At 71.9% G+C, this 21502-nt stretch carries 14 protein-coding genes and 1 pseudogene; 9 read left to right on the plus strand and 6 right to left on the minus strand.

The window, feature by feature from the left end; genetic code table 11:
- Positions 1-291 precede the first annotated feature (291 nt).
- On the plus strand, positions 292-816 hold the full coding sequence (locus NAEX_RS34140) for a DinB family protein (RefSeq protein WP_096333814.1): 525 nt from the start codon (positions 292-294) through the stop codon (positions 814-816).
- A 395-nt stretch (positions 817-1211) separates the two neighbouring features.
- Here the strand turns inward: NAEX_RS34140 and NAEX_RS34145 are convergent, their stop codons facing one another.
- Both NAEX_RS34145 and NAEX_RS34150 read right to left on the minus strand, forming a co-directional pair.
- A complete protein-coding gene (locus tag NAEX_RS34145; RefSeq protein ID WP_170136226.1) occupies positions 1212-1823 on the minus strand; it encodes a GNAT family N-acetyltransferase in 612 nt (203 codons plus the stop codon).
- 82 nt (positions 1824-1905) lie between these two features.
- On the minus strand, positions 1906-7167 hold the full coding sequence (locus NAEX_RS34150; protein WP_170136227.1) for an ATP-binding sensor histidine kinase: 5262 nt from the start codon (positions 7165-7167) through the stop codon (positions 1906-1908).
- Between the two features lie 382 nt (positions 7168-7549).
- On the opposite strand from NAEX_RS34150, the gene NAEX_RS34155 reads away from it, so the two are divergent.
- From NAEX_RS34155 to NAEX_RS34165, 3 genes are all read left to right on the plus strand, one after another.
- Positions 7550-8797, plus strand: a complete 1248-nt coding sequence (locus NAEX_RS34155; RefSeq protein ID WP_170136228.1) for a cytochrome P450 — start codon at positions 7550-7552, stop codon at positions 8795-8797.
- A 350-nt stretch (positions 8798-9147) separates the two neighbouring features.
- Positions 9148-11865 carry a YncE family protein gene (locus NAEX_RS34160; protein WP_245913857.1) on the plus strand — a complete coding sequence of 906 codons (2718 nt, stop codon included), beginning with the start codon at positions 9148-9150 and terminating at the stop codon, positions 11863-11865.
- Between the two features lie 221 nt (positions 11866-12086).
- On the plus strand, positions 12087-13217 hold the full coding sequence (locus NAEX_RS34165) for an STAS domain-containing protein (RefSeq protein ID WP_096331669.1): 1131 nt from the start codon (positions 12087-12089) through the stop codon (positions 13215-13217).
- A 56-nt stretch (positions 13218-13273) separates the two neighbouring features.
- Here the strand turns inward: NAEX_RS34165 and NAEX_RS34170 are convergent, their stop codons facing one another.
- The 3 genes and pseudogenes from NAEX_RS34170 to NAEX_RS34180 all read right to left on the minus strand — a co-directional run bounded on the left by NAEX_RS34170 (position 13274) and on the right by NAEX_RS34180 (position 15088).
- The gene (locus NAEX_RS34170; RefSeq protein ID WP_096331670.1) at positions 13274-13486 is read right to left on the minus strand and encodes a DUF3606 domain-containing protein; all 213 of its coding nucleotides are present in this window, start codon (positions 13484-13486) and stop codon (positions 13274-13276) included.
- Positions 13487-13633: 147 nt separating this feature from the next.
- Positions 13634-13861, minus strand: a pseudogene (locus tag NAEX_RS34175) (DUF3072 domain-containing protein); the annotation flags it as partial.
- Between the two features lie 153 nt (positions 13862-14014).
- Positions 14015-15088, minus strand: coding sequence for a cupin domain-containing protein (locus tag NAEX_RS34180; protein ID WP_096331672.1), 1074 nt, complete (start codon positions 15086-15088; stop codon positions 14015-14017).
- A 183-nt stretch (positions 15089-15271) separates the two neighbouring features.
- Here NAEX_RS34180 and NAEX_RS34185 point away from each other — a divergent pair, with 183 nt between their 5' ends.
- Both NAEX_RS34185 and NAEX_RS34190 read left to right on the plus strand, forming a co-directional pair.
- Complete coding sequence (locus NAEX_RS34185) at positions 15272-15700, plus strand: hypothetical protein (protein WP_143141037.1); 429 nt, start codon at positions 15272-15274, stop codon at positions 15698-15700.
- Positions 15701-15749: 49 nt separating this feature from the next.
- A complete protein-coding gene (locus NAEX_RS34190) occupies positions 15750-17237 on the plus strand; it encodes a flavoprotein (protein WP_096331674.1) in 1488 nt (495 codons plus the stop codon).
- 175 nt (positions 17238-17412) lie between these two features.
- Here NAEX_RS34190 and NAEX_RS34195 read toward each other — a convergent pair whose 3' ends face one another.
- Positions 17413-18048, minus strand: a complete 636-nt coding sequence (locus NAEX_RS34195; protein WP_143141036.1) for a TetR/AcrR family transcriptional regulator — start codon at positions 18046-18048, stop codon at positions 17413-17415.
- Between the two features lie 72 nt (positions 18049-18120).
- On the opposite strand from NAEX_RS34195, the gene NAEX_RS34200 reads away from it, so the two are divergent.
- Genes NAEX_RS34200 through NAEX_RS52415 form a run of 3 tightly spaced genes read left to right on the plus strand, consistent with a single transcriptional unit; the run spans position 18121 to position 21319 of the window.
- Positions 18121-18783 carry a Coq4 family protein gene (locus NAEX_RS34200; protein ID WP_096331676.1) on the plus strand — a complete coding sequence of 221 codons (663 nt, stop codon included), beginning with the start codon at positions 18121-18123 and terminating at the stop codon, positions 18781-18783.
- A gap of 46 nt (positions 18784-18829) precedes the next feature.
- On the plus strand, positions 18830-19033 hold the full coding sequence (locus NAEX_RS34205; protein WP_096331677.1) for a hypothetical protein: 204 nt from the start codon (positions 18830-18832) through the stop codon (positions 19031-19033).
- Positions 19034-19036: 3 nt separating this feature from the next.
- The gene (locus NAEX_RS52415) at positions 19037-21319 is read left to right on the plus strand and encodes an esterase-like activity of phytase family protein (RefSeq protein ID WP_096331678.1); all 2283 of its coding nucleotides are present in this window, start codon (positions 19037-19039) and stop codon (positions 21317-21319) included.
- Positions 21320-21502 lie beyond the last annotated feature (183 nt).

Raw genomic sequence — 21502 nt, forward strand, 5'->3', positions numbered from 1 at the left:
ACCGGCTGGATCGGCCTCGCCTATCCGGGCGCGGCTCCATCCTTCGCTCGCGGGGACTCGGGGACGGCCGGGTGAGGGCCATGAGGCGCGGGCGCCTGACGGTCGGGCGGTGGCTGGTCGGACCTCCGATGTCGCCTCGCGCGCGGGCGGACGGCGCGAGCCGGGGGTGCAGGTCGGGCCGGCGACGGGTTTCTCACGTGCTCGGGGTCGCCGGTGAGGGGAAGCCTGTCTTTCGAGACAGATTTGGCGACGACCTTGAAATCCGCCGCGCGCTTCTCGAAGATCCCGGCGATGACCACCGAGGCGCGCGACTATCTGCTGCGGCAGCTCGACACCGCGTGGATGCTGACGCAGTACCACCTCGACGGGCTCGCCACCGAGGAGTGCCTGTGGCGCCCGGCGCACGTGGGGCTGCACGTCCACCGCGACGCCGACGGCCGCTGGAGCGCGGACTGGCCCGAGCACGAGGGCTATGACATCGGCCCGCCGAGCATCGGCTGGCTGACCTGGCACATCGGGTTCTGGTGGTCCATGGCGCTCGACCACTCGTTCGGCGCCGGCACCCTCGCGCGCGAACACGTGCGATGGCCCGGGGACGCCGAGGGCGTGCGCGAGTGGCTGGAGCGCCTCCACGGCAGCTGGCGCGCCGCCATCGACGCGCTCGACGACGACGACCTGCGCTCGCCGCAGCGGACCCGCTGGCCGTTTCAAGACCGCCCGTTCGCCGAGGTGGTCGCGTGGGCCAACATCGAGCTGATGAAGAACGCCGCGGAAATCGGCTACGCCCGCTTCCTCTACGCCGTCCGGGGCCGCTGACGCTGACGCCGGCGCACGCATGCCGATCGGCCTGCCGCCTCGCCGGCCTGATCCGCCGCGGCATGCCGTTCAGCATCCCCGCGGGACGCACCTCGCGGCCCGTCGCGGACGCACCTCGCGGCCCGGGAATGACACGCCGTAAAGGATGCGAAGTGGCGGTTGTTCGGCGGCCAGCCCTGGCCGTCGAACTGCCGCTCATGATCTGTCCTTCAGGACATCCTCACATCGAAGCCCACGACGGCGGGCCGGCCCTTCCCCGGACCCCGAGCGAGGCGCAGTCGGCAATTCGCGAAGCACCAGGCCAGGCCCCCCGCGCGCCCGAGACGCAAGCCACCGCGACTGTAGCCAGACCTCCGCGCCGACAACAGCATGCCCCACAGGACATGACCAAAAGCTCAGCCCGCAGGATTCTCGAGCTCGAACACCTCGTGGGCCACCGTGCGCCCGTACAGCTCTTCCCCCGGATCGATGACGCCGACCACGCGGAAGCCCAGCCGGCGCACCACCGCCGCGCTGCGGACGTTGCCCGGCGCGATCCGGGCCCGCAGCGTCTTCAGCCCCAGCGTGTCGAACGCGAACTCGACCACCGTGCGCAGCGCCGTCGTCGCCAGGCCGCGGCCCGTCGCCGGCTTTGCCAGCCAGTAGCCGATCGACGCCAGGCGCTCGGGCCACGCGATCTCGTGGAAGCTCATCACCCCGACCGGCTCGCCTCGATGGCGGATCGCCCACTCGATCGCGCCTTCGTCGCGGGTCCGGCTGCGCGCGTCGGCGATGAACTCGCGCAGGTTCTCGGCCTGGATCGTGACGTCGAGCCAGCCGAGCCACTCGCGCAGGTGCTGGCGGTTCTCCTCGATCAGCCGGAATTGCCGCGGCGCGTCCGCCTCTTCCAGCCGCACCAGCTCGACCTCGCCGGAGGTGCTCACCAGCCGCAGGCCGTTCTGCTCGAGCTGCCGGGCCAGGCGTGCTTGCAGCGCGGCGACCTCGCTGCCAGGGCTCTCGTGGGTCATGACGATGCTCCGCGTCGTGCCTCGGACTTGCGCTCCCGCATGAAACCACATCGCCGATCGGGCCGCGACCGGGGGCCCCCGCTCACGCGGTCGGCAGCGTGAAGAAGAACAGGCTCCCGGCGCCGAGCTCGCTCTCGACGCCGACGCTGCCGCCGAGGCGCTCGATGATCCGGCGCACGATCGACAGGCCGAGGCCGTGGCCTTCGGCGCGGACGTTGTCGAGGCGGGAGAACTCGGCGAACAGCTTCTCCTGCGCCGCCTGGTCGATGCCCCGGCCGTTGTCGCGGACCCAGAAGCGGACCTTGCCGTCCTGCACGTCGGCGCCGAGCTGCAGGCGCGGCGGCGAGCCGCCGTACTTCAGGCCGTTGCTGATGTAGTTCGTCCACGCCTCCTCGATCCACGGGGCGTAGCCGATCGCGGCCGGCCACGTCTCCGGCGCCGCGATCTCGCCGCCGTACTCGCGCAGCATGTAGGCCATGCGCTGCTCGACCTGGCGCATGATCGCCGCCATGTCGAGGCGGGCCGACTGGACCTGCTGCTTGCGCACGCCGGCCAGCAGCAGCAGCTCGTCGATGATGTTGGTCGCGGTGTGCGAGGCGCGGCGGATGTTCTCGACCACGCGCTCGACCTCCTCGAGGTCGACCTCGTCGATGTGCTCGAGCAGGTACTCGGAGTAGCCGACCATCGCGCCGAGCGGGTTCTTGAGGTCGTGGGCGACGGTGCGGGCGAACGCGTCGAGCTCGGCGTTGCTGGCGGTCAGCGATTGATTGACGCGGTGCAGCTCGTCGGTGCGCTTCTGCACCAGCCGCTCCATGTTGGCGTACAGGTTGGCGTTCTCGATCGAGATCGCCGCCTGCGAGGCGATGAGCTTGAGCGTGTGCAGGCGCGCCTCGGGGAACACCGAGGGGATCAGCTCGTTCTCGAGGTAGAGGACGCCGGTGAGCTTGGTCTGGTGGACCAGCGGCGTGCAGAGGATCGAGCGCATCCCGCTGCGGGCCACGTAGGTGTCGGTGGTGAACGGGCCGGCGCGGGCCGCGTCCTCGAGGACCACGCTGTCGGTGGTGTGGACGACGTAGTTGACGATCGACACCGGCACCGAGGCGGCCTCGGACAGCGGCAGCGGCTGCTTCAGCGTGTACGAGCCGGTGTCGACCGACGACTCGGCGACCACGCTGAGCTGGCCGTCGAGCTCGAGCAGGAGCACGCCGCGGCGGGCGCCGGCGTTCTCGATCATGATCTGGATGATCTTCTCGAGCAGCGGCTCGACCGCGATCTCGGCGGTCAGCGCCTGCGCGGCCTTGATCACGCTCGTGAGGTCGAGGCCCTGGTTGCCGGTGGTGGACAGCGAGCTGGTGATGAGCGCGCGGCTGCTGTTGGCGGTGATCGTCGCGCCGACGCTCTCGGCGCGGGCGGCCAGGTGCGGGTACTTGACGTCGAGCGCGCGCACCTTGGCGAGCGCGCCCCAGCGCTCGTAGCCGTAGCGGGCCTGGCCGAGGTAGACGCGGGCGATCTGGGCGCGGCCGCGGGCCTGGTGGAAGCGGCCGCACAGCTCGTTGGCGATCGCCTCGTGGTGGATGAACTGGCTGCGGCGGGCCCACTCGATCGCGCGGTCGTACTCGTCGAGCGCGACCAGGTCCTGGCCGCGGATCCGCGCGATCTCGGCGTCGATGATGTGCAGGCGGTGCTGCTCGTTCTCGGGGCACAGCTGGGCCCACTGGGCGGTGACGGCGCGGTGCTCGAGCAATTGGGCCATCAGCGACGCGCGCTCGGCCTCGTCGGTGGCGGCGGCGTGGCTGGCCGCCAGCGCCAGCGCGCTGTAAAACGGCAGGTCGGCGGTGTACGGGCCGCCGACGGCGACGGCCATCAGCGGCTGGGCCGCGGCGCTCAGCGCCAGCGCCTCGGGGTACGCCTCGAACAGCGTCGCCGCCAGCAGCTTGTTGACGTGGTGCAGGAAGCGCACGATCACGAGGCCGGTGGCGTCGACGGTCCGCAGCCAGTCCGCCTCGGCCTGGTTGTCGCCGAACAGCGGGCCGCCGAACCACCGCTCGTGCTGCAGCGCGTCGACGACCTCGCCGAGCAGCACCATCTGCGCGGTCGACATCGCGTCGCGCGTGCGCACCATCAGCGCCCGGCCTTGCTCGATCTCCTCGCGGACCGCCGACAGGTCCTCGCCGCGGCGCAGGTTGGCCAGCGCGTGGAACACGGCGCCCTGCGAGGCGTACATGAAGTCGCCGGTCTCGAGGCCGAGCACGCGGGCCTGGTTCAGGTGGTGCAGGCTGTCGCGCAGCGGGCGGGTGTGGCCGGTGTAGAAGCCGACCATGAAGTGGACGCGGCTGGCGACCTCGGTCGAGGTGAAGCGCTCGAGCAATTGCAGCGCGAGCCGGCCGTAGCGCAGGGCGTCGGCGGGGCGGCCGAGCGGGCCGGCCAGCAGGTAGCCGTAGGTCGCGTAGCCGAAGGCCGACAGCTCGCTCGGGCCTTGGGTGAGCGACAGCAGGACGTGCTTGAGGATCACGACCGAGCCGAGGCGGGCGTCGACCACGAAGCCGGCGCCGAACGCCTCGTTGAGCAGGCGGAGCACCGCGCCGTGGGCCGGGTCGCGCATCGCCGGCGCGTCGGCGAGCGACTCGACGGTGCGGCCGGCCAGGCTGGCCTCGATCTCGCCGTAGACCGCGCCGAAGGTCGCCATCGTCGCCTCCGGCGTCTCGGGCAAGAGCTCGCCGAATTGCGCGAGGCCGACGCGGCTGGCCGCCAGGCCCTCGGTGAAGCGGCCCTGCGACGACAGCAGCATGACGCGCAGGGCGTACAGGTCGGCCTGCTCGAGCGGCGAGCGGGCGCGGCGGATCAGGTCTTCGAGCTCGGCGTCGGCCCGGTCGACGCGGCCGCACATGTAGTCGCACTCGGCCTGCTCGCGGTGGAGCCCGAGGGTCAGCGCGTACTGCGAGTCCCAGGCGTCGTCGGGCAGCACGGCGACGCCGGCGGCGGCGAACGAGGCGCCGGCGGCGTAGGCGGTGGCGCGCTTGGCCGCCCGCGCGGCCTCGAGGTTGGCGCGGGCCAGCTGCAGGCGCTCGCCGGGGTCGGTGAGGCGGGGCGCGCCGGCGTTGAGGTGGCGGACCACGTCGAACAGCGCGTCGCCGCGCAGCTCGCCGACGTGGGCGGCCTGCAGGCTGCGACCGATCCGCAGGTGGGCCTCGTGCAGCGCCTCCGCCGTGCTGAGCGACAGCGCGGCCTGCTGCACGCGGTCGTGGAGGAACCGGCAGGCGACCACCAGCTCCACTGTCTCATTCGCCTCGGCCGCGCCGTCGTCGAACGCCTCGAGCAGGCGGTAGTTGGAGTCGAGCGGCACGACCAGGCCGGCCTGCAGCGCCGGCCACAGCTCGGCGGCGACGCGGCCCGGGGTGCGTTCGGCGATCCGCGCCAGGGTGACGACGTCGAACTCGTGGCCGACGCAGGCGGCGACGGCGAGCAGGCGCTGGGTGGCGGGCGGGAACTCGCGCAGCCGCTCGGACATCAGCTCGGCGACGTTCTCGGTGATCGGCGCGGCGGCGACGGCGTCGGGGTCCCAGGTCCACCCGGCGGCGGCGGCGTCGAAGCGGACGAGCCCGTTGCGGTGCAGCGTCGTCAAGAACTGCGTCAGGAAGAACGGGTTGCCGTGGGTCTTGTCGAACACCAGGGCGGCGAGGCCCTCGAGCCGTTCGACCTCCTCGCGCGGGGGCGGCACGCCGGGCCGCTCGCGGGTCAGCGTGTCGGCCAGCAGCGCGCGCACGCTGGCGCGGTCGAGCGGGCCGAGGGTGAGCTCGGTGAGGGCCACGCCGTCCTTGCGCAGCTGGGTGACGGCGGCGCGCAGCGGGTGGCCGAGGTCGACCTCGCCGTCGCGGTAGGCGCCGACGAGCAGCAGGTGGCCGCCGTCGGGGTCGGTGAGGACGAGGCGCAGGAGCGACAGCGTGCCGGCGTCGGCCCACTGCAGGTCGTCGAGGAAGATCACCAGCGGCGACGTGCGCGGGCACAGGGCGCGCACGAAGTTCTGCATGACCAGGCCGAAGCGGTTCTGCGACTCGGTCGGGCGCAGCGGCGGCAGCGGCGGCTGCTTGCCGATGATGCGCTCGAGCTCGGGCACGAGGTCGACGACCAGCTGACCGCTGGCGCCGACGGCCAGCTGGATGCGGGTGCGCCACTCTGCCAGCGTGCGCGACGACTCGGTGAGGAGCTGGCGGACCAGCTCGGACAGCGCCGACGCGAGCGCGCTGAACGGGATGTTGCGCTGGACCAGGTCGAACTTGCCGGTGACGAAGCGGCCGCCGCTGCGGGCGATCACGCGGTGGACCTCGTGCGCCAGCATCGACTTGCCGACGCCCGCGCCGCCGGCGACCAGCAGCAGCTCGGGGCGGCCGTCCTGCACGCGGGCGAACGCCTCGGTCAGCGCGCGGATGTCGGCCTCGCGGCCGTAGAGCTTCTGCGGGATGCGCAGCACGTCGGCGCGGTCGCGCTGGCCGAGCTCGAACGGCTCGATCTCGCCGGCCTCGTCGAGCTGCGCGAGGCAGCGGGCCAGGTCGGCCGACAGGCCGAGCGCGTGCTGGTAGCGGTCCTCCGGCCCCTTGGCGAGGAGCTTCATGACGATGTCGGAGACCACGCGGGGGATCGTCGGCGTGCGCACCCACGGCGGCACCGGCGTGCGGGCGATGTGGCTGTGGACCAGCTCCATCGCGTCGTTGGCGTTGAACGGCACCGAGCCCGTCAGCATCTCGTAGAGCGTGACGCCGAGCGAGTAGAGGTCGGTGCGCTGGTCGACGACCCGGTTGACGCGCCCGCTCTGCTCGGGCGACATGTACATCAGCGTGCCCTCGAGCGCCTCGGGGCTCGACACCTGCGCTGTCTCATGGGCCAGGTTGGTGGCGATGCCGAAGTCGATCAGCTTGACGCTGCCGGTCGTCGCATTGACGAGGATGTTGTGCGGCTTGATGTCCTTGTGGATGATGGCCCGCTCGTGCAGGCGGGCCAGCGTGTCGGCCAGCGCCAGCCCGAGCTCGAGCGCGCGCCGCAGCGGCAGCGCCTCGCCGTGGATCACGTCGCTGAGCGGGACGCCGCCGTCGTCCTCCATCACCAGCGCGAGGCCGTTGCCGTAGCTCTCGAGCGAGTAGACCCGGACCACGCCGGGCACGTCGAGCTCGCGCAGGGTGACGTACTCGCGGCGCAGCTGTCTCAATGCGCGGGGGCTCGGGAACTCGCCCTTCAGCACCTTGATCACGACGGGGGTCTGCTCGTCGTCTTCGCGGACGCCGCGGAAGATGATCGAGTTCTGCCCCTCGTGGAGCCGTTGCTTGAGCGAGAACCGTGGAGAGCCGTCCATGTCGAGCGTCGCTGAGCCGAACAGGCGTATCATACTGTCTCACGGCGCCGCTGCGTCTCGCGTCGTCACCCCTGCATTCGCGCGGCGCGCAGGGGCCACGCCCGCAGGCGAGGTCGGCCTTCGCCCTGGCGGCGATGACGCGCCGCTGGAGCCCCGAACATTCGTCCGCGGGCTCTGGCGCGCGGTCGGCACGAAACCGCGCGTTGCACCATCCGCACGACGTCCGCGAACGATCGTGTGCCAGCGTCAGGCACCGCGGCACTCGCAGAAGGGCCCCGCGTTTCGGTTCTCGGCCGTCGCGCGGCGATGTATGCTCAAGCATCTTGCCGTCGGCGGCGGGCCGGGCCGTTCCGTCGCCAGGACGATCCCGGAGCCCTCGTCGATGTCCCTCCAGCCGACCGCGCCTGCAGTCAAGTACGACATCCTCAGCCCAGCCTTCTTCGCCGACCCGTACCCGACGCTCCGGCGCATGCGCGAGGAGGACCCGGTGTTCTGGCACCCCGTGCTCAAGAGCTGGGTGCTGACCCGCTACGCCGACGTCCAGCGGGTGCTCCGCGACAGCAAGTCGGAGTTCTCCAACTCGAAGGTCGAGCAGTACGGCCTCGGCGCGCCCGAGAGCGTGCGCGACAAGCTCGAGGTGTTCAACCACTTCGTCTCGAGCTGGGTCGCGTTCATGGACCCGCCGGACCACACGCGGCTGCGGGCGCTGATCGCCAAGGCGTTCACGGTGCAGGCGGTCGAGCGGCTGCGGCCGCGGATCCAGCAGGCGGTCGACGAGCTGCTGGCCGCGGTGCGCCCGCGCGGGCGCATGGACGTGGTGGCCGACTTCGCGGCGCAGCTGCCGATGATCGTGTTCAGCGAGCTGATGGGCGTCCCCCGCGAGGACGGCGAGCGGCTGCGGGAGGACGCGCTGATCGTCATGTCGCTGTTCGGGGCCGGCATCGCCACCGCCGAGAGCGTCGAGTCGGCGTACCGCGGCGTGATGAGCTACTACGAATACTTCAACGCGCACATCGCCGCGCGGCGCAGCCGCTCGACCGAGGACCTGCTGAGCAAGTTGGTCGAGGCCCGCGTCGACGGCGTCGGGATGACCGACACCGAGCTCGTGGCGATGTGCGTGACCCTGTTCCTGGCCAGCCAGGAGACTACACTATATATGGTGGCCAACGCGGTGAACACCCTCGTGCGCCACCCCGACCAGGCGCAGCGGCTGCGCGAGGAGCCGCGCCTCATCGACGGCGCGCTCGAGGAGATGATGCGCTACGACAGCCCGACGTTCGGGACCTTCCGTCGCGCGGTCGTGGACATCACCGACCTCCCGGGCGGCAAGATCCCCGCGGGCGACTATGTACTGAGCGTCCTCTGCTCCGCGAACCGCGACGGTCATCGATTCCCCGAGCCCGACCGGTTCGACATCGAGCGCCGAGACACGCGTCATCTGTCCTTCAGTTCTGGTATCCACACTTGCCCGGGCGCGGCGCTGTCGCGGCTCGAGGGGCGTATTGCGATTCAAACGCTGTTGCGGACGTTCTCCGAGCTCCGGCTCGAGAGCGACGCGCCGCTCGAGTGGCTGCCGAGCATGATGGTCCGCGGCTTCAAGTCGCTGCCGATCGCGATGACGCCGGCCTGACGCCCGTTCGCTGCTCGGGCCCCGCCCGCGACGCCCCGCCGCAGCCTCGCTCGGCGGGTTCTCAATTGTGAGGACGCGGCGCCCTTCGGTGTGGCGATTGTACATACAGACTTCGCGCGCGGTCTTCAGACCCCGAGGCGTGGGTCGGGTGCGGTGGGATACTCGGAGCGGCGCGAGGCGGCCACGAATTAATTAATTAATCGTAGCCCTAGGATCCTTTGACCTGCTAACATACACTAATACGACGGCGCCGCGCCCGGCGCCGACGTTTCGGACACGCAACAATCGAGGTCGGACCCGGGGGGGGACGATCGTTGACAATTCTGATCGGCGCCAGTTGGAGGTGGGGGATGCTCTCGATAAGCGCGCGCGCATTTTCGTGGTCGGTGGGTCTCGCGGCGGTGATGGGGACGGCGGGGGCGGCGGAGGCGACGCCCCCTTCGTACACCCTGTTCGAAAGCGGACAGGTCCGTCCGCTTGCCCTCTCCCCCGACAAGAAGACGTTATTCGCGGTCAACACGCCGGACGGCCGGCTCGAGGTCTACGACGTCACCTGGTGGGGCCTGTACCACCGGACGTCGATCCCGGTCGGCGTCGAGCCGGTCGCGGTGGCGGCCCGCAGCAACACCGAGGTGTGGGTCGTCAATCACGTGTCGGACAGTGTCAGCGTCGTCTATGTCGGCACCGGGGCCGCCAATCGCGTGACGCGGACCCTGCTGGTCGGCGACGAGCCGCGCGACATCGTCTTCGCCGGTCCGGGGAACAGCCGCGCCTTCATCACCACCGCGCACCGCGGGCAGAACATCGGCTTCGACCCCCAACTGACGACCCCGGGCGTCGGGCGCGCGGACGTCTGGGTGTTCGACGCGGCCAACCTCGGCACGACGCTCGGCGGCACGCCGATGACGGTCATCACCCTGTTCGCCGACACCCCCCGGGCGCTGGCGACGTCGCCCGACGGCTCGAAGGTGTACGCCGCCGCGCACTTCTCCGGCAATCGCACGACCACGATCGACTCCGTGCTGGTCGCCGGCAACACCCCGCCCCCGAACGAGAACTACGCCGGGGTCGAGGCGCCCGACAATCCGCTCATCGTCAAGTACGACGGCCAGCACTGGGTCGACGAGCTCGGGACCCAGTGGGACGCGAACGTCAAATTCAGCCTGCCCGACAAGGACGTGTTCGTCATCGACGCCAACGCGACCACGCCGGCCCAGATCACCGGCCCCACGGGCTTCTACACCGGCGTCGGCGCCATCCTCTACAACATGATCGTCCACCCGGTCAGCGGGAAGATCTACGTCGCCAACACCTCCGCGCGCAACGAGGTCCGCTTCTCCGGGCCCGGCGTCTTCGCCGAGACCAACGTCAACGGCCACTTCGCCGAGAACAACATCACCGTCCTCGACCCGCAGAGCCACACGGTCACGAGCCACCACCTGAACCCGCACCTCGACTACGACGCGCCGTTCCAGCCGCTGCCGAACGAGGACGCCGAGCTCAGCCTCGCGCTCCCGCAGGGTATGGCGATCTCGGACGACGGCGACACCCTCTACGTCGCCGCGCTCGGGTCCGACAAGATCGGCGTGATCGACACCGCGACGCTCGAGAACGGCGCCTTCTGGCCCGACCCCGCCGAGCAGCTGCAGGTCAGCGGCGGCGGACCGACGGCGGTGCTGCTCGACGAGTCGCGCAACCGTCTGTATGTGATGACCCGCTTCGACAACGCGGTCTCGATCCTCGACACCTTCGACGGCGACGAAATTCAGCACCTGCCGATGCACAACCCCGAGCCGGCGAGCGTGACCGAGGGCCGCCGCTTCCTTTATGACGCGACCTACACCTCGGGCCGCGGAGACTCGGCGTGCGCGACCTGCCACGTGTACGGCGACGTCGACCACCTGGCGTGGGACCTCGGCAACCCCGACGGCGACGTCACGGTCGCCCCCGGGCCGTTCAAGACCATCTTCCTGCCCGAATCCCCGATCGACTTCCACCCGATGAAGGGGCCGATGACGACCCAGAGCCTGCGCGGCATGGCCAACCACGGCGCGATGCACTGGCGCGGCGACAAGACCAGCCCGGACTTCCCGCCCAACGAGCAGCCGAACCAGGGTTCGTTCGACGAGGTGATGGCGTTCAAGCAGTTCAACAAGACCTTCGTCGAGGTCATGGGCCGGACGCAGGAGCTCCCCGCCGACGACATGCAGAAGTTCACCGACTTCGCGCTGCAGCTGACCTACCCGCCGAACCCCGTGCGCAACCTCGACAACTCGCTCACCGCCTTCCAGCAGGCCGGCCGCGACCTCTACATGAACAAGCCGGCCACGCTCGGCATGACCTGCAACTTCTGTCACGTGCTCGACCCGGCGGGCAACGCCCAGTACGGCGTCGACCGCCCCGGCTTCTTCGGCTCCGACGGCTCGTACGTCGGCACCGAGTTCGTGCAGACCATGAAGGTCCCGCACCTGCGCAACGCCTATACGAAGATCGGCAAGTTCGGCCTGCCGCGCAACGCGTCGATCAACCCCCAGGAGGACGACTCGTTCCTCGGCGACCAGATCCGCGGCTTCGGCTACACGCACGAGGGCTCGATGGACTCGGTGTTCGGCTTCCTCAGCCAGATCGGCTTCGTCGAGGACCCGGTCTTCAACCCCGGCGGGCTCGAGTCCGAGACCCCGACCGAGCGCCGCCAGGTCGAGGCGTTCGTGCTCGCCTTCGACTCCAACATGGCCCCCATCGTCGGTCAGCAGATCACCTTGACCAGCACCAACGCCACGACCGTCAGCTCGCGCATCACGCTCTTGAAGACCCGCGCGAGTGCAGGCGAGTGCGACCTCGTGGCCCACGGCTATTACGCGGGTAAGAGGCACGGTTACCTGTGGAACGGCACCGCGTTCCTGCAGGACGAGCAGGGCAAGCCGACGCTCACCGACAGCCAGTTGCGGGCCCGCGCCGCCCTGTCCCAGCAGGAGCTCACCTACACCTGCGTACCGCCGGGCTCGGGCCGCCGCGTGGGCATCGACCGCGACCTCGACGGCACGCTGAACGGCGACGAGTGCCCCTGACGAGGAGCGGCGACGCGGGCGTGAGCAGTGCCGTCGGATGAAGACCCCGGGCGGAATTCGGCGAGGCGCGGTTCCGCCCGGAATGGGTCCTCGCGGTCTCGTGCTGGCACGATCGGCGACGGCGCCGGGATCGCGCACGTGCCGTTGCGCCGGCTCCGAGCGCCGTTCCGCCCGGTAGAGGCCGGTGCGGCGGCGCGACGCCTCCGATATAGTGCCGCCCGATGGCGACCGCAGATCCTGCTCTCAAGTTTCAGGTCCTGACCGGGCTGCTCGAGTCCGAGAGCACGACGCTGATCAGCATCGACGTCGGGGAGGTGCTGACGCTGACCGAGGGCAGGGGGCTCGAAGCCATGGGGGTCGCCGCGACCGCGACCGTGGGCGCCCCGCTGACGGCGGCGTTCGCCGGGCACGCCGAGCTGATCGAGCTCTTTCGCCGCAGCCTGCGGGGCGAGCGCTCGCGGGTCGAGCGCATGTACGGGCAGGCGTGCTGGCTGCTATCGTTCTACCCGCTGCGCGGGCCCGACGGCGCGATCGTCGGCGCCGCGATGCTGGCGATCGACGTCACCCGCGACCTGACCACGGTGCGCCAGGCGCAGATGCTCCGCGAGCTCGTCAACAATGTGCCGACCAACGTGTTCGCCGTCGACATCCGCGGGGTCTGCGAGATCTCCGAGGGCGGCCTGCTGAAACAGATCGGGCTCAAGCCGGGCCAGAACGTCGGCGTCAACGTGTTCGAGGCCTACAGCGCCACCATCCCCGACCTCGCCGACGCCATGAGCGCCGCCTTCCGCGGCGAGACGCGGGTCATCGAGTTCGCGTTCGGCGATTCGCTCTACAGCCAGACCACGCTGCCGCGCCGCGACGCCCACGGCAACAACGCCGGCGCCTATTGCATCGCCTCCGACATCACCGAGCAGCGCCGCATCGAGGAGCTGCTGCGGTCGCAGATGCGCATCATCCAGGAGCAGAAGGAGGCCATCCTGCGGCTGTCGAGCCCGATCATCGAGGTCGGGCACGACGCGCTGGCGGTCCCGCTGGTCGGGTCGATCGACGAGCACCGGGCGGCGATCATCATGCACGGGCTGCTCGAGGCGATCGTGCAGAAGCGGGCGCGCTTCGCCATCCTCGACCTCACCGGCGTCGACACGGTCGACCCGACGTCCGCCGAGCACCTGATCCGCATCATCCACAGCGTGCGCCTGCTCGGCGCCCAGGCGGTCATCACCGGCATCCGCCCGCCGATCGCCCGGACCATGGCCGAGCTCGGCCTCGACCTCAGCCGCCTGCACACGCTGCGCTCGCTGCAGGAGGCGCTGCGCTACTGCAGCGAGTCGATCGCCGGGGCGCGCTGACGGCCGTCGCGCCGGCGATCATCACGGTCGGCGCGCCTGTCCGAGGGGGCAGGTCGTCACGCGCTGCGGGTGATGATCTGCTCCGGCCTGGCGCCCATGAGGTGCTTGCGGACCCGCTCGGTGTCGTTGGTGCCGACCGAGCGGATCGCCTCGCGCAGCTCGAGCTCGGTGACGCCGAGCTCGCGCGTCCAGTAGTCGAGCTCCCAGTCGTGGTTGAGGTCGATCTTCTTCGGGTCGTGCGGCCCGCGGATCTTCTTGGCGGCGGTCATGCCCCGATTGTGAGGGGTGGCGATCGAACTCGCATGCGGGCTCAGGCGCTCGCCCCGGGTTCATTCGTCGAGGTCGTCGGGGTTGTAGTCCTCCTCGGGGCGGCCGCGCGAGGGCGGCCTCGGCGGCTCGCGCGGGGCGTCGTCGTGACGGCCGCGGCCGGTGACCTGCTGCAGCGCGTCGATCCGCTTCGAGGCCTCGGCCTTGGTCAGGTGCGGGTCGAACTCCTCGTGGGCCTCCTCGCACAGCGTCTTCAGGTACGACGCCTGGGCGTCGGTCATCCGCTCGTCGCCGGTGACCCAATCGTCGGGGTCCTTCTCGAGGTTGGAAGGGGCGTCGGGTTCGCGCGGGCCGAGCTTCGGGTTGTCGTTGCGCATGCAATCAGTGTACGGACGACCGGCGAATCGCCCAGCCGCGGCCGCGTCGCTCGCGGGCCTCGGCGCCCGCGGCGGCGCGCGGGCGATCCGGCGCAGGCCGCGGCGGCTCACGGTCGAGGCCGTCAGACGCCCGGAACGAGCGCGGACCGCCGATCAGGCCGGCAGGCGCACCTCGAGCAGCTCGAGGTCGGGCGAGCAGGCGGTGAGGGCGTGCGGCAGGGCGGGCGGGACGACCACGCAATCGCCGGCGGCCAGCGATTCGGCGGTGGGGCCCGACCAGGTGACGGTGCCGGCGAGGACGAACCACAGGAGCAGCTCGCCGTCGTGCTGGGCGACGGGGGTGGCGTCGGCGCCGTGCGGCCGGACCACGCGCACGTCGGCGATCTTGGCGGTCGCGGCGGCGATGCCGGTGTCGCGCGCGGCGAAGCCGGGGAACCGCCAATCGCCCCAGCGGGCGCTCGCGGCCTGGTGACGGACGAAGCGCTGGCCGCCGAAGTCACGCTCGGGCCGCAGCTCGGCGGTGGGCAGCGCGAGCGCGTGGTCGGCGAAGGTCTCGTGCTCGGCCGGGCTGCTGACCTCGAGCACCTCGAGCCCGGGCGAGCTCTCGAGCACGCGGTGACGGATGTGCGGCGGCTGCAGCACGCAGTCGCCGGGGTGCAGCTCGAACGGCGGGCCCTGATCCTCGTAGACGACGCGCACCCACCCGCGCAGGCAGTAAATCAGCTGGAAGCGGACGATGTGGTAATGCACGTAGTCGGGCACCGGACCGCCGGCGACGATGCCGATCTGCGAGCCGATGAAGCGGCCGCCGAGGCGCCCGGGGATGAGGTCGCGGTAGCGCATGCCGGCCCGGCCGGCGCCGCGATGGGCGTCGTCCCCGGCGCGCGTGAGCACCAGCTCGGGCACCAGCGGGGGCAGCCCGGGCGGCGGCTCGGCGGGCACCAGCTCGACGCGGGTGCCGTTCGGCGCGACCAGCTCGGTCGCGCCGCCGGCCACGCGCGCAGGGTCGTCGCAGCGAAGCCGCAGGAGGCCCGGCGCGCCGCCGCCGCTCCGCTCCAGCCGCAGGCGCAGGCCGTGGCCGCTCAGCAGGGCGGTCCGCGGCGCGTCGGCCGGGGCGATGGCGTCGAGGCGGAAGCCCAGCGCGTCGAGGAAGAAGGCGAGCGTGGGCTCGAGCTCGGCGCAGGGCAGGACGACCTCGGCGGCGCGGACGTTGGTGCTCGTGGACATGTCGTGAAGGACCTGTGGATGGGGACATGTCTTCGGAGCCATGTCCTCTTCGACTCGGGCGAAGACACCGGGGCGGCCCCAGGGGCTCGGGGGCAATTTAGCTCGAGCGAGCGCGGTCGATCTGGGGGGCAGGGGCCGCAGCGCCCGCGATCCGCGCGCGACGGGGCGTGGTAGGCTGCGGGCGTGCGACCCGACATCGGACGAAGACTGTACGTGCCGGCGATCCTCGCGGTGTCCTCGGTGACCGCGGCGCCGGCCTGCAGCAATACCGACAAGACGACGATGACCGAGACCACCGGGACGTCCGAGGACGGCCCGACGACAGGCACGAGCACGACGACCGGGACGACGACGGCCGCCACGGAGCCGACCGGGACGACGATGGACCCGACGGCGGCGACATCGGTCACGACCGACGCCGACACCGACGGCGTACCCGACTGCCGCGCGATCGAGGACAAGCCGACCTGCGAGGCGACGCCGCTGTGCGCCTGGCCGCCGGAGCTCGAGCAGTGCATCGTCGACTGCGAGCAGATCACCGACGAGGCGGTCTGCGGCGTGCATCAATTGTGCGCGTGGATCGACGGCCAGTGCCGCCTCTTGATCCTATGATAGCATCCCGGGCGGCCCGGTCGGGCTGCGAGCAGAACCAGGACGAACGATGACGGACCCCGAGCGCTGGACCGAATGGAACCTCCGCCGCGCGTCGGTGGTCCGAATCTACGAATGCGGCGAGCGCATGGTGGTGCTGTCCCCGGAGGGCGACGGCCACGCGCTCGCCGGCGACTCGGCGGCCCTCGCGGGCGCGGTGCTGGCGTTCCTCGAGGCGCCGCACACGGGGGCCGAGGTGCTGGCGCACGTCGAGTCGCTGGCCGGCGCGCCGATCGAGCGACCCGCGGTGATCGGGGAGCTGCTCGGCCTGTTGCTGCGGGCGCGCGCGCTCGAGGCGGCGCCGACGGCGGGCCTCGCGAGGCCGACGCGCGCCGCGGGGCCCCGGGTGGTGCTGGGGCTGACCGGGGCGGCGGCGACGATGCACGCGCCGGCGCTGATCCAGCGGCTGCAGGCGCGCGGCTTCGAGGTGCGCACGGCGGTCACCGACAGCGCGCTGCGGTTCGTCCGCGCCGAGGCGCTCGAGGCGCTGACGCACGCGCCGGTGGTGAGCGCGATCTGGCCGGAGAGCCAGGTCCTCCGCGTGCCGCACATCGAGCTGGCGCAGTGGGCCGACGCGGTGCTGGTGTGCCCGGCGGCGGCGACGACGATCGCGCGCCTGGCCGCCGGAGACCACGCGTCGGTGGTGGCGGCGATCGCCCTGGCCACGCGCGCGCCGGTGCTGGTGGTGCCGTCGATGAACCCGGCGATGTACGCGGAGGCGGCGGTGCAGCGCAACCTGGCCCGGCTGGTCGAGGACGGGCTGCACGTGGCGCACCCGGCCCGCGCGCTCGAGATCGCCGATCCGCCGGCGACGCGCACGCCGATGCTGGGCGGGGCGCCGCCGCCCGAGGTGGTGGTGCAGCTGCTCGAGGCGATCGTCCGCGAGCGCGCGAGCGCGACCCTGTCGCAGGCGCCGCGCGGGGCCGAGGGCTGGGACCGGCTGTATCGCACGCACGCGGCCGCCGAGCTGCCGTGGCAGCGCGAGGAGGCCGATCCGGACCTGCTGGCGGCGCTCGAGCACGAGGGCGCGTCGGGGCTGGCGGTGCTCGAGGTCGGGGCGGGGCTCGGGGCGCTGGCGACCGCGATCGCGGCGCGCGGCCACACGGTGGTCGCTACCGACATCTCGGCGGCGGCGCTCGAGCAGGCCCGCGCCCGCGCGCCCGAGAGCCGGGCGATCTGGCTGTGCGACGACATCACCGAGACGCGCCTGCGCGGCCGCTTCGACGCGGCCGTCGACCGCGCGTGCCTGCACCTGCTGGCGGGCGCAGAGGCCGAGCGCCACGCGGCGGCGATGGCCCGGTTGATCCGGCCCGGCGGGGCGCTGATCGTGAAGACGCTGGCCGAGGCGGCCGCCGGGGTGACGCCGTACGCGCGCGAGGCGATCGCGGCGCTGTTCGCCCCGGCGTTCGCGCTCGAGCGCGAGGCGGCGTCGACGCTGCCGGGGCCGACCGCGTCCCCGGCGGCGCGGCTGTTCGTGCTGCGGCGCGCGGGTGGGTAGCGTGTTCTAAGGGGCATGGCGAATCAGGCATGTTTATAAGGACATGACTGGAACGGCATGTCGAAGGCGACATGTCCTCATGAAGTGAGGGCAAGGAGCGCCGGTGCCGGCCCCTCCATCCATCATCCTGGCTAAAATGACATGTCTTCCGGGACGTGTTTCGAATGCGCGGGGCTCACGCGCGGCGGCGGCTCTCGCCGAGGGTGCCGAGGATCATCGCGCGCATGGCGAGGGCGAGGGCGGGGTCGTCGAGGCGCTCGGGCTCGCGGCGGATGGTGGTGCGGATCAGGCCGCCGAGGCCGCGGACCAGCACCGTGGCGGTGAGCTCCGGGTGCGAGAGGTCGAGCTCGTCGCGGGTCTCGAGGGCGCGCGAGACCATACCCTCGACGGCGACCTCGAAGGCGTCGATCGTGTCGAGGTGATCGCGGGCCAGCGACTGGTGCAGCGCCTGGTGCAGCCGCGGGGCCACGCGGTGCATGGCGACGATCGCGGCGACGAGGCGATCGACCGCGGCCGGCAGCGCCAGGCCGTCGATACCGGTGAGGGCGCCGGCGAGCACGGCCTGCATCTCGGCGACGTGGCGACGACCGATCTCCTGCAGCAGCGCCTCGCGGTCGGCGAAGTACTGGTAGAGGGTGCCGATGCTGACGCCGGCGCGCGCGGCCACGGCGTTGGTGGTCGCGGCGGCCGGACCCTTGCGCGCCAAGATCTGAGCGGCCGCCTCGACGATGGCATCGACGGTGGCCTGGCCCCGGCTCTGAATCGGGCTGCGGCGGCGTTTGACGGGCTTCTTGCGGGCGGTGGTGGCCACGGGACAAAAGCGAGTAGCGAGGATCTGAGCAAAGGCTCATCTTCTCCGCAAGCCCCGCAAGGAGTGACTCGTATGCGCAAGATCGTCGGCCTGTTCCGCTTCGCCAGCACCTACGTCCGCCTCGTCCGCGACACCGACCGCCTCGACCTGGTGTTCGCCCTCGCCGATTCGGTCGACGAATCGCCCGGCCTGCGGCGCATGCTGGGCCGCCCGGAGGTGAAGGCGTACCTGGCCCGCCCGCTGCCGCCGCTGCAGCTCGAGCTCGCGGACCTGCGCGCGCTGCCGGAGGGCAGCCTGGGGCGCGAATTCGCCAGGTTCCTCGACGAGCGCAAGCTCGACCCGACGGGGGTCTATCACAGCGCGCTCGACACCTCCGACGACACGGCGCAGCTGAAGCGCCACCTCGAGCGCAGCCACGACCTGTGGCACACGGTGCTCGGCTTCGACACCGACGTGGCCGGCGAGCTCGGGCTGCAGGCGTTCTACATCGCGCAGCTGCAGTCGCCGCTCGGGCACCTGCTGCTGTCGGCGGGGCTGCTCAACGGGATGCTGTTCAACCACGAGGACGGCGACCGGCGGATGGAGGCGATCACCCGCGGCTGGCGCCTCGGCAAGGCGACGCGGCCGCTGTTCGGGGCCGACTGGGCGGCGATGTTGACCTGGCCGATCGAGCAGGTGCGCGAGCACTTCGGGATCACGCCGGAGCACGTGCGCACGGCGGCGATGGCGGCCTGAGCCTGCTTGACAGGGGTCGCCGGCGCGGGCCAAATCGCGCGGGCTCATGACGGGCACCCCGAGGTTCCGCGAGCGCTTCGAGGCGACGGTCGCCGGTCGGCGCGCGCACCCGCAGGTCGAGGTGTTCGCGGCGAGGATCGGTGCGCCGGCGTCGGTGGACGAGGAGGCCGTGGGGTCGCGGCTGCCGTGGACGCAGGCGGCGGAGCTCGCCGGGAACGCGGCCCGGATGGCCGAGGAGACGCGGGGCTGAGGGATGCGGCGCGCGCTGGTGCTGGCATTCGCGTGCGCGTGCGGCGGGCCGGTCCCGGGGCCCCCGGCGACGCTGGTCGGGCGCGCGGTGCTGCCGGCGGCCACGTTCGCGCCCGGGCCGCCCTCGGGCGCGCGGCTCGGTCCGGCGCCGATCCACGGGCAGCAGGCGCCGTTCGGGTCGCAGCCGGTGCAGGGGTTCTCGGCGCTGGTGGCGAACGGCGACGGGACGTACCTGGCGCTCGCGGACAACGGCTACGGGAAGATCGAGAACTCGGCGGATTTCCACCTGCGGGTCTATACATTGCGGATCGATTCGCGCACGGCGAATGGGGGCAGCGGCGCGGTGGAGGTGGTCGGGTACTTCGAGCTGCGCGACCCGGAGCGCAAGGTCGGGTTCCCCATCGTCCAGCAATTCAGCGACGCGCGGGTGCTGACCGGCGCCGACTTCGACCCGGAGTCGATGCAGCGCGCGCCCGACGGGACGCTGTGGTTCGGCGACGAGTTCGGGCCGTTCTTGCTCCACACGTCGGCCGACGGGGCCTTGCTGGAGCCCCCGATCGCGTCGCCGGACGTCGCGCAGCCCGGGCTCCCCTTGCGCTCGCCGCAGAGCCCGGACTACGAGGAGAACGCGGCGCTGCGGCTGATGAACGCGGTGGGCTGGCGCGCCGCGCAGCGCGGGGCGACGCGGCCGCCGGTGGTTTCGCCGCACCACGCGATGGTCGTCGACGACGCGCCGGTCGAGCTCGGGCGCGAGCTGTTCGACGTGAATTCGCTGCGCGCGGCCGGCTTCCCGGTGGTGGTGTGGACGGTCAACGAGGTCGCGCGCATCCACGCGCTGATGCGCCTCGGGGTCGACGGCATCCTCTCCGACCGGCCCGATCTACTGTATCAGGCGGCGCGCAGCTTCGACGGCGACGGCGACGGGCTGCCGGAGCTGATCGGCGCGGACGGCCTTGTCCGGCGCGACAAGATCGATCTGCAGGGTCATCGCGGCGCGCGCGACCTGCGGCCGGAGAACACGTTGCCGGCGATGGAGGCGGCGCTCGACGAGCTGGTGACGACGCTCGAGACCGACGTCGTGCTGACCGCGGACGACGTGCCGGTGCTCGGGCACGATCCGGCGCTCGACGTTCACAAGTGCCGCGACACGCTCGGCGGCGAGGTGCCGCGGCAGGTGCGGGCGCTGACGGCCGCGGAGCTGCAGCGGCGGTTCGTGTGCGACGGGCTGGTGCGCGGCCCCGAACAGACCCACGACCGCGCGCTGTCGCCGGTGGCGGTCGCGTTCGCCGCCGCCGAGGGGCTCGCCGATCCGTACACGCCGCCGACGCTGGCGCAGTGGCTGCGCTTCGTCGCGGCCTACGCCGACCACTATGCGACGGGGACAGGCGCGAGCCACCCGGAGGCGGCGCGGCGGGCGGCCAACGCCCGGCAGGTGCGATTCAGCGTCGAGACCAAGTTGACGCCGGAGGACGCATTCGCGGCGCGGTTCGCCGAGCGCGTGAGCGGAGCGATCGTCGCCGCCGGGGTGACCGAGCGGGCGTGGGTGCAGAGCTTCGACTTTCGCACCCTGTTGCAGGTACAGGACCGGGCGCCGGCGATCGGCACGGTGTTCTTGTTGGCCGACGGGGTCAACCTCCCGCGCGGGCCGTGGGAGCGGAGGCCGTGGCTGGCGGGGCTCGCCTGGACGCGCGGCGTGACGAAGCAAACGGAGCCGCCGCAGGTCGCGTCCAGCGGCGGGTTCGAGGGCATGGCGCTGCAGAGCTCGCCGCCGGCGCTGCTGCCGATGCTCGAGAAGCCGGTCGCGGGGGCGCCCGCGGGCGAGGTGTGGGTCTTCGAGTATGACCTGTCGCAAAGGACATATACCGACAGGCGGTGGATCCATCGCCTGGAGCCGCGCGCGGCGGCGGCGGCCGACTTCCAGCTCGACGCGGGCGGGCGCGGGTTCGTGATCGAGCGCGACGACAGCGAGGGCGAGCTCGGCGGGTTCAAGGCGGTCCGCGCGCTCGAGCTCGGCGCCGCGGGCGCGACGAGCCGGGCGGTGACGCAGGTCGATCTGCTGGCGATCGCCGATCCGCACGGGCTCGCGCCGGCGGTCGCGGGTGATGTGGGTGTGGGCGAGGGGCGCTTCGCCATGCCGTTCGTCACCATCGAGAGCCTGGTGCTGCTCCCGCAGGACCGAATGCTGGTCGCCAACGACAATAATCTTCCGTTCAGCGTCGGGCGCCACCGCGGCGACGGGCGGCCCGACGACGAGGAATTCGTGGTGCTCCAGCTGCCGCCCCGGTGACGGCGGGGGCGGTCGACCTCGCGGCGTAGATCGATCGCGCCGCGCGGTCGTTCGGGGAAGCAGCCTCATTTCCTCGGCGCACGCTCCAGCGACGGCGGTCCCACGGTCCTGTCCGTCGCGGGGAGTCGCGGCGAATGGAAGGTACGCCGTCATGACCCTCGTATGCGATCACCATGGTGCCCT

The organism is Nannocystis exedens, assembly GCF_002343915.1.
Classification (GTDB): Bacteria; Myxococcota_A; Polyangia; order Nannocystales; family Nannocystaceae; genus Nannocystis; species Nannocystis exedens.

Bases quoted from the DNA above. Each gene is read 5' to 3' on its own strand.
- NAEX_RS34140 (WP_096333814.1), top strand. From the start codon at position 292: ATGACCACCGAGGCGCGCGACTATCTGCTGCGGCAGCTCGACACCGCG.
- NAEX_RS34145 (WP_170136226.1), bottom strand. From the start codon at position 1,823: ATGACCCACGAGAGCCCTGGCAGCGAGGTCGCCGCGCTGCAAGCACGC.
- NAEX_RS34150 (WP_170136227.1), bottom strand. From the start codon at position 7,167: ATGGACGGCTCTCCACGGTTCTCGCTCAAGCAACGGCTCCACGAGGGG.
- NAEX_RS34155 (WP_170136228.1), top strand. From the start codon at position 7,550: ATGTCCCTCCAGCCGACCGCGCCTGCAGTCAAGTACGACATCCTCAGC.
- NAEX_RS34160 (WP_245913857.1), top strand. From the start codon at position 9,148: ATGCTCTCGATAAGCGCGCGCGCATTTTCGTGGTCGGTGGGTCTCGCG.
- NAEX_RS34165 (WP_096331669.1), top strand. From the start codon at position 12,087: ATGGCGACCGCAGATCCTGCTCTCAAGTTTCAGGTCCTGACCGGGCTG.
- NAEX_RS34170 (WP_096331670.1), bottom strand. From the start codon at position 13,486: ATGACCGCCGCCAAGAAGATCCGCGGGCCGCACGACCCGAAGAAGATC.
- NAEX_RS34180 (WP_096331672.1), bottom strand. From the start codon at position 15,088: ATGTCCACGAGCACCAACGTCCGCGCCGCCGAGGTCGTCCTGCCCTGC.
- NAEX_RS34190 (WP_096331674.1), top strand. From the start codon at position 15,750: ATGACGGACCCCGAGCGCTGGACCGAATGGAACCTCCGCCGCGCGTCG.
- NAEX_RS34200 (WP_096331676.1), top strand. From the start codon at position 18,121: ATGCGCAAGATCGTCGGCCTGTTCCGCTTCGCCAGCACCTACGTCCGC.
- NAEX_RS34205 (WP_096331677.1), top strand. From the start codon at position 18,830: ATGACGGGCACCCCGAGGTTCCGCGAGCGCTTCGAGGCGACGGTCGCC.
- NAEX_RS52415 (WP_096331678.1), top strand. From the start codon at position 19,037: ATGCGGCGCGCGCTGGTGCTGGCATTCGCGTGCGCGTGCGGCGGGCCG.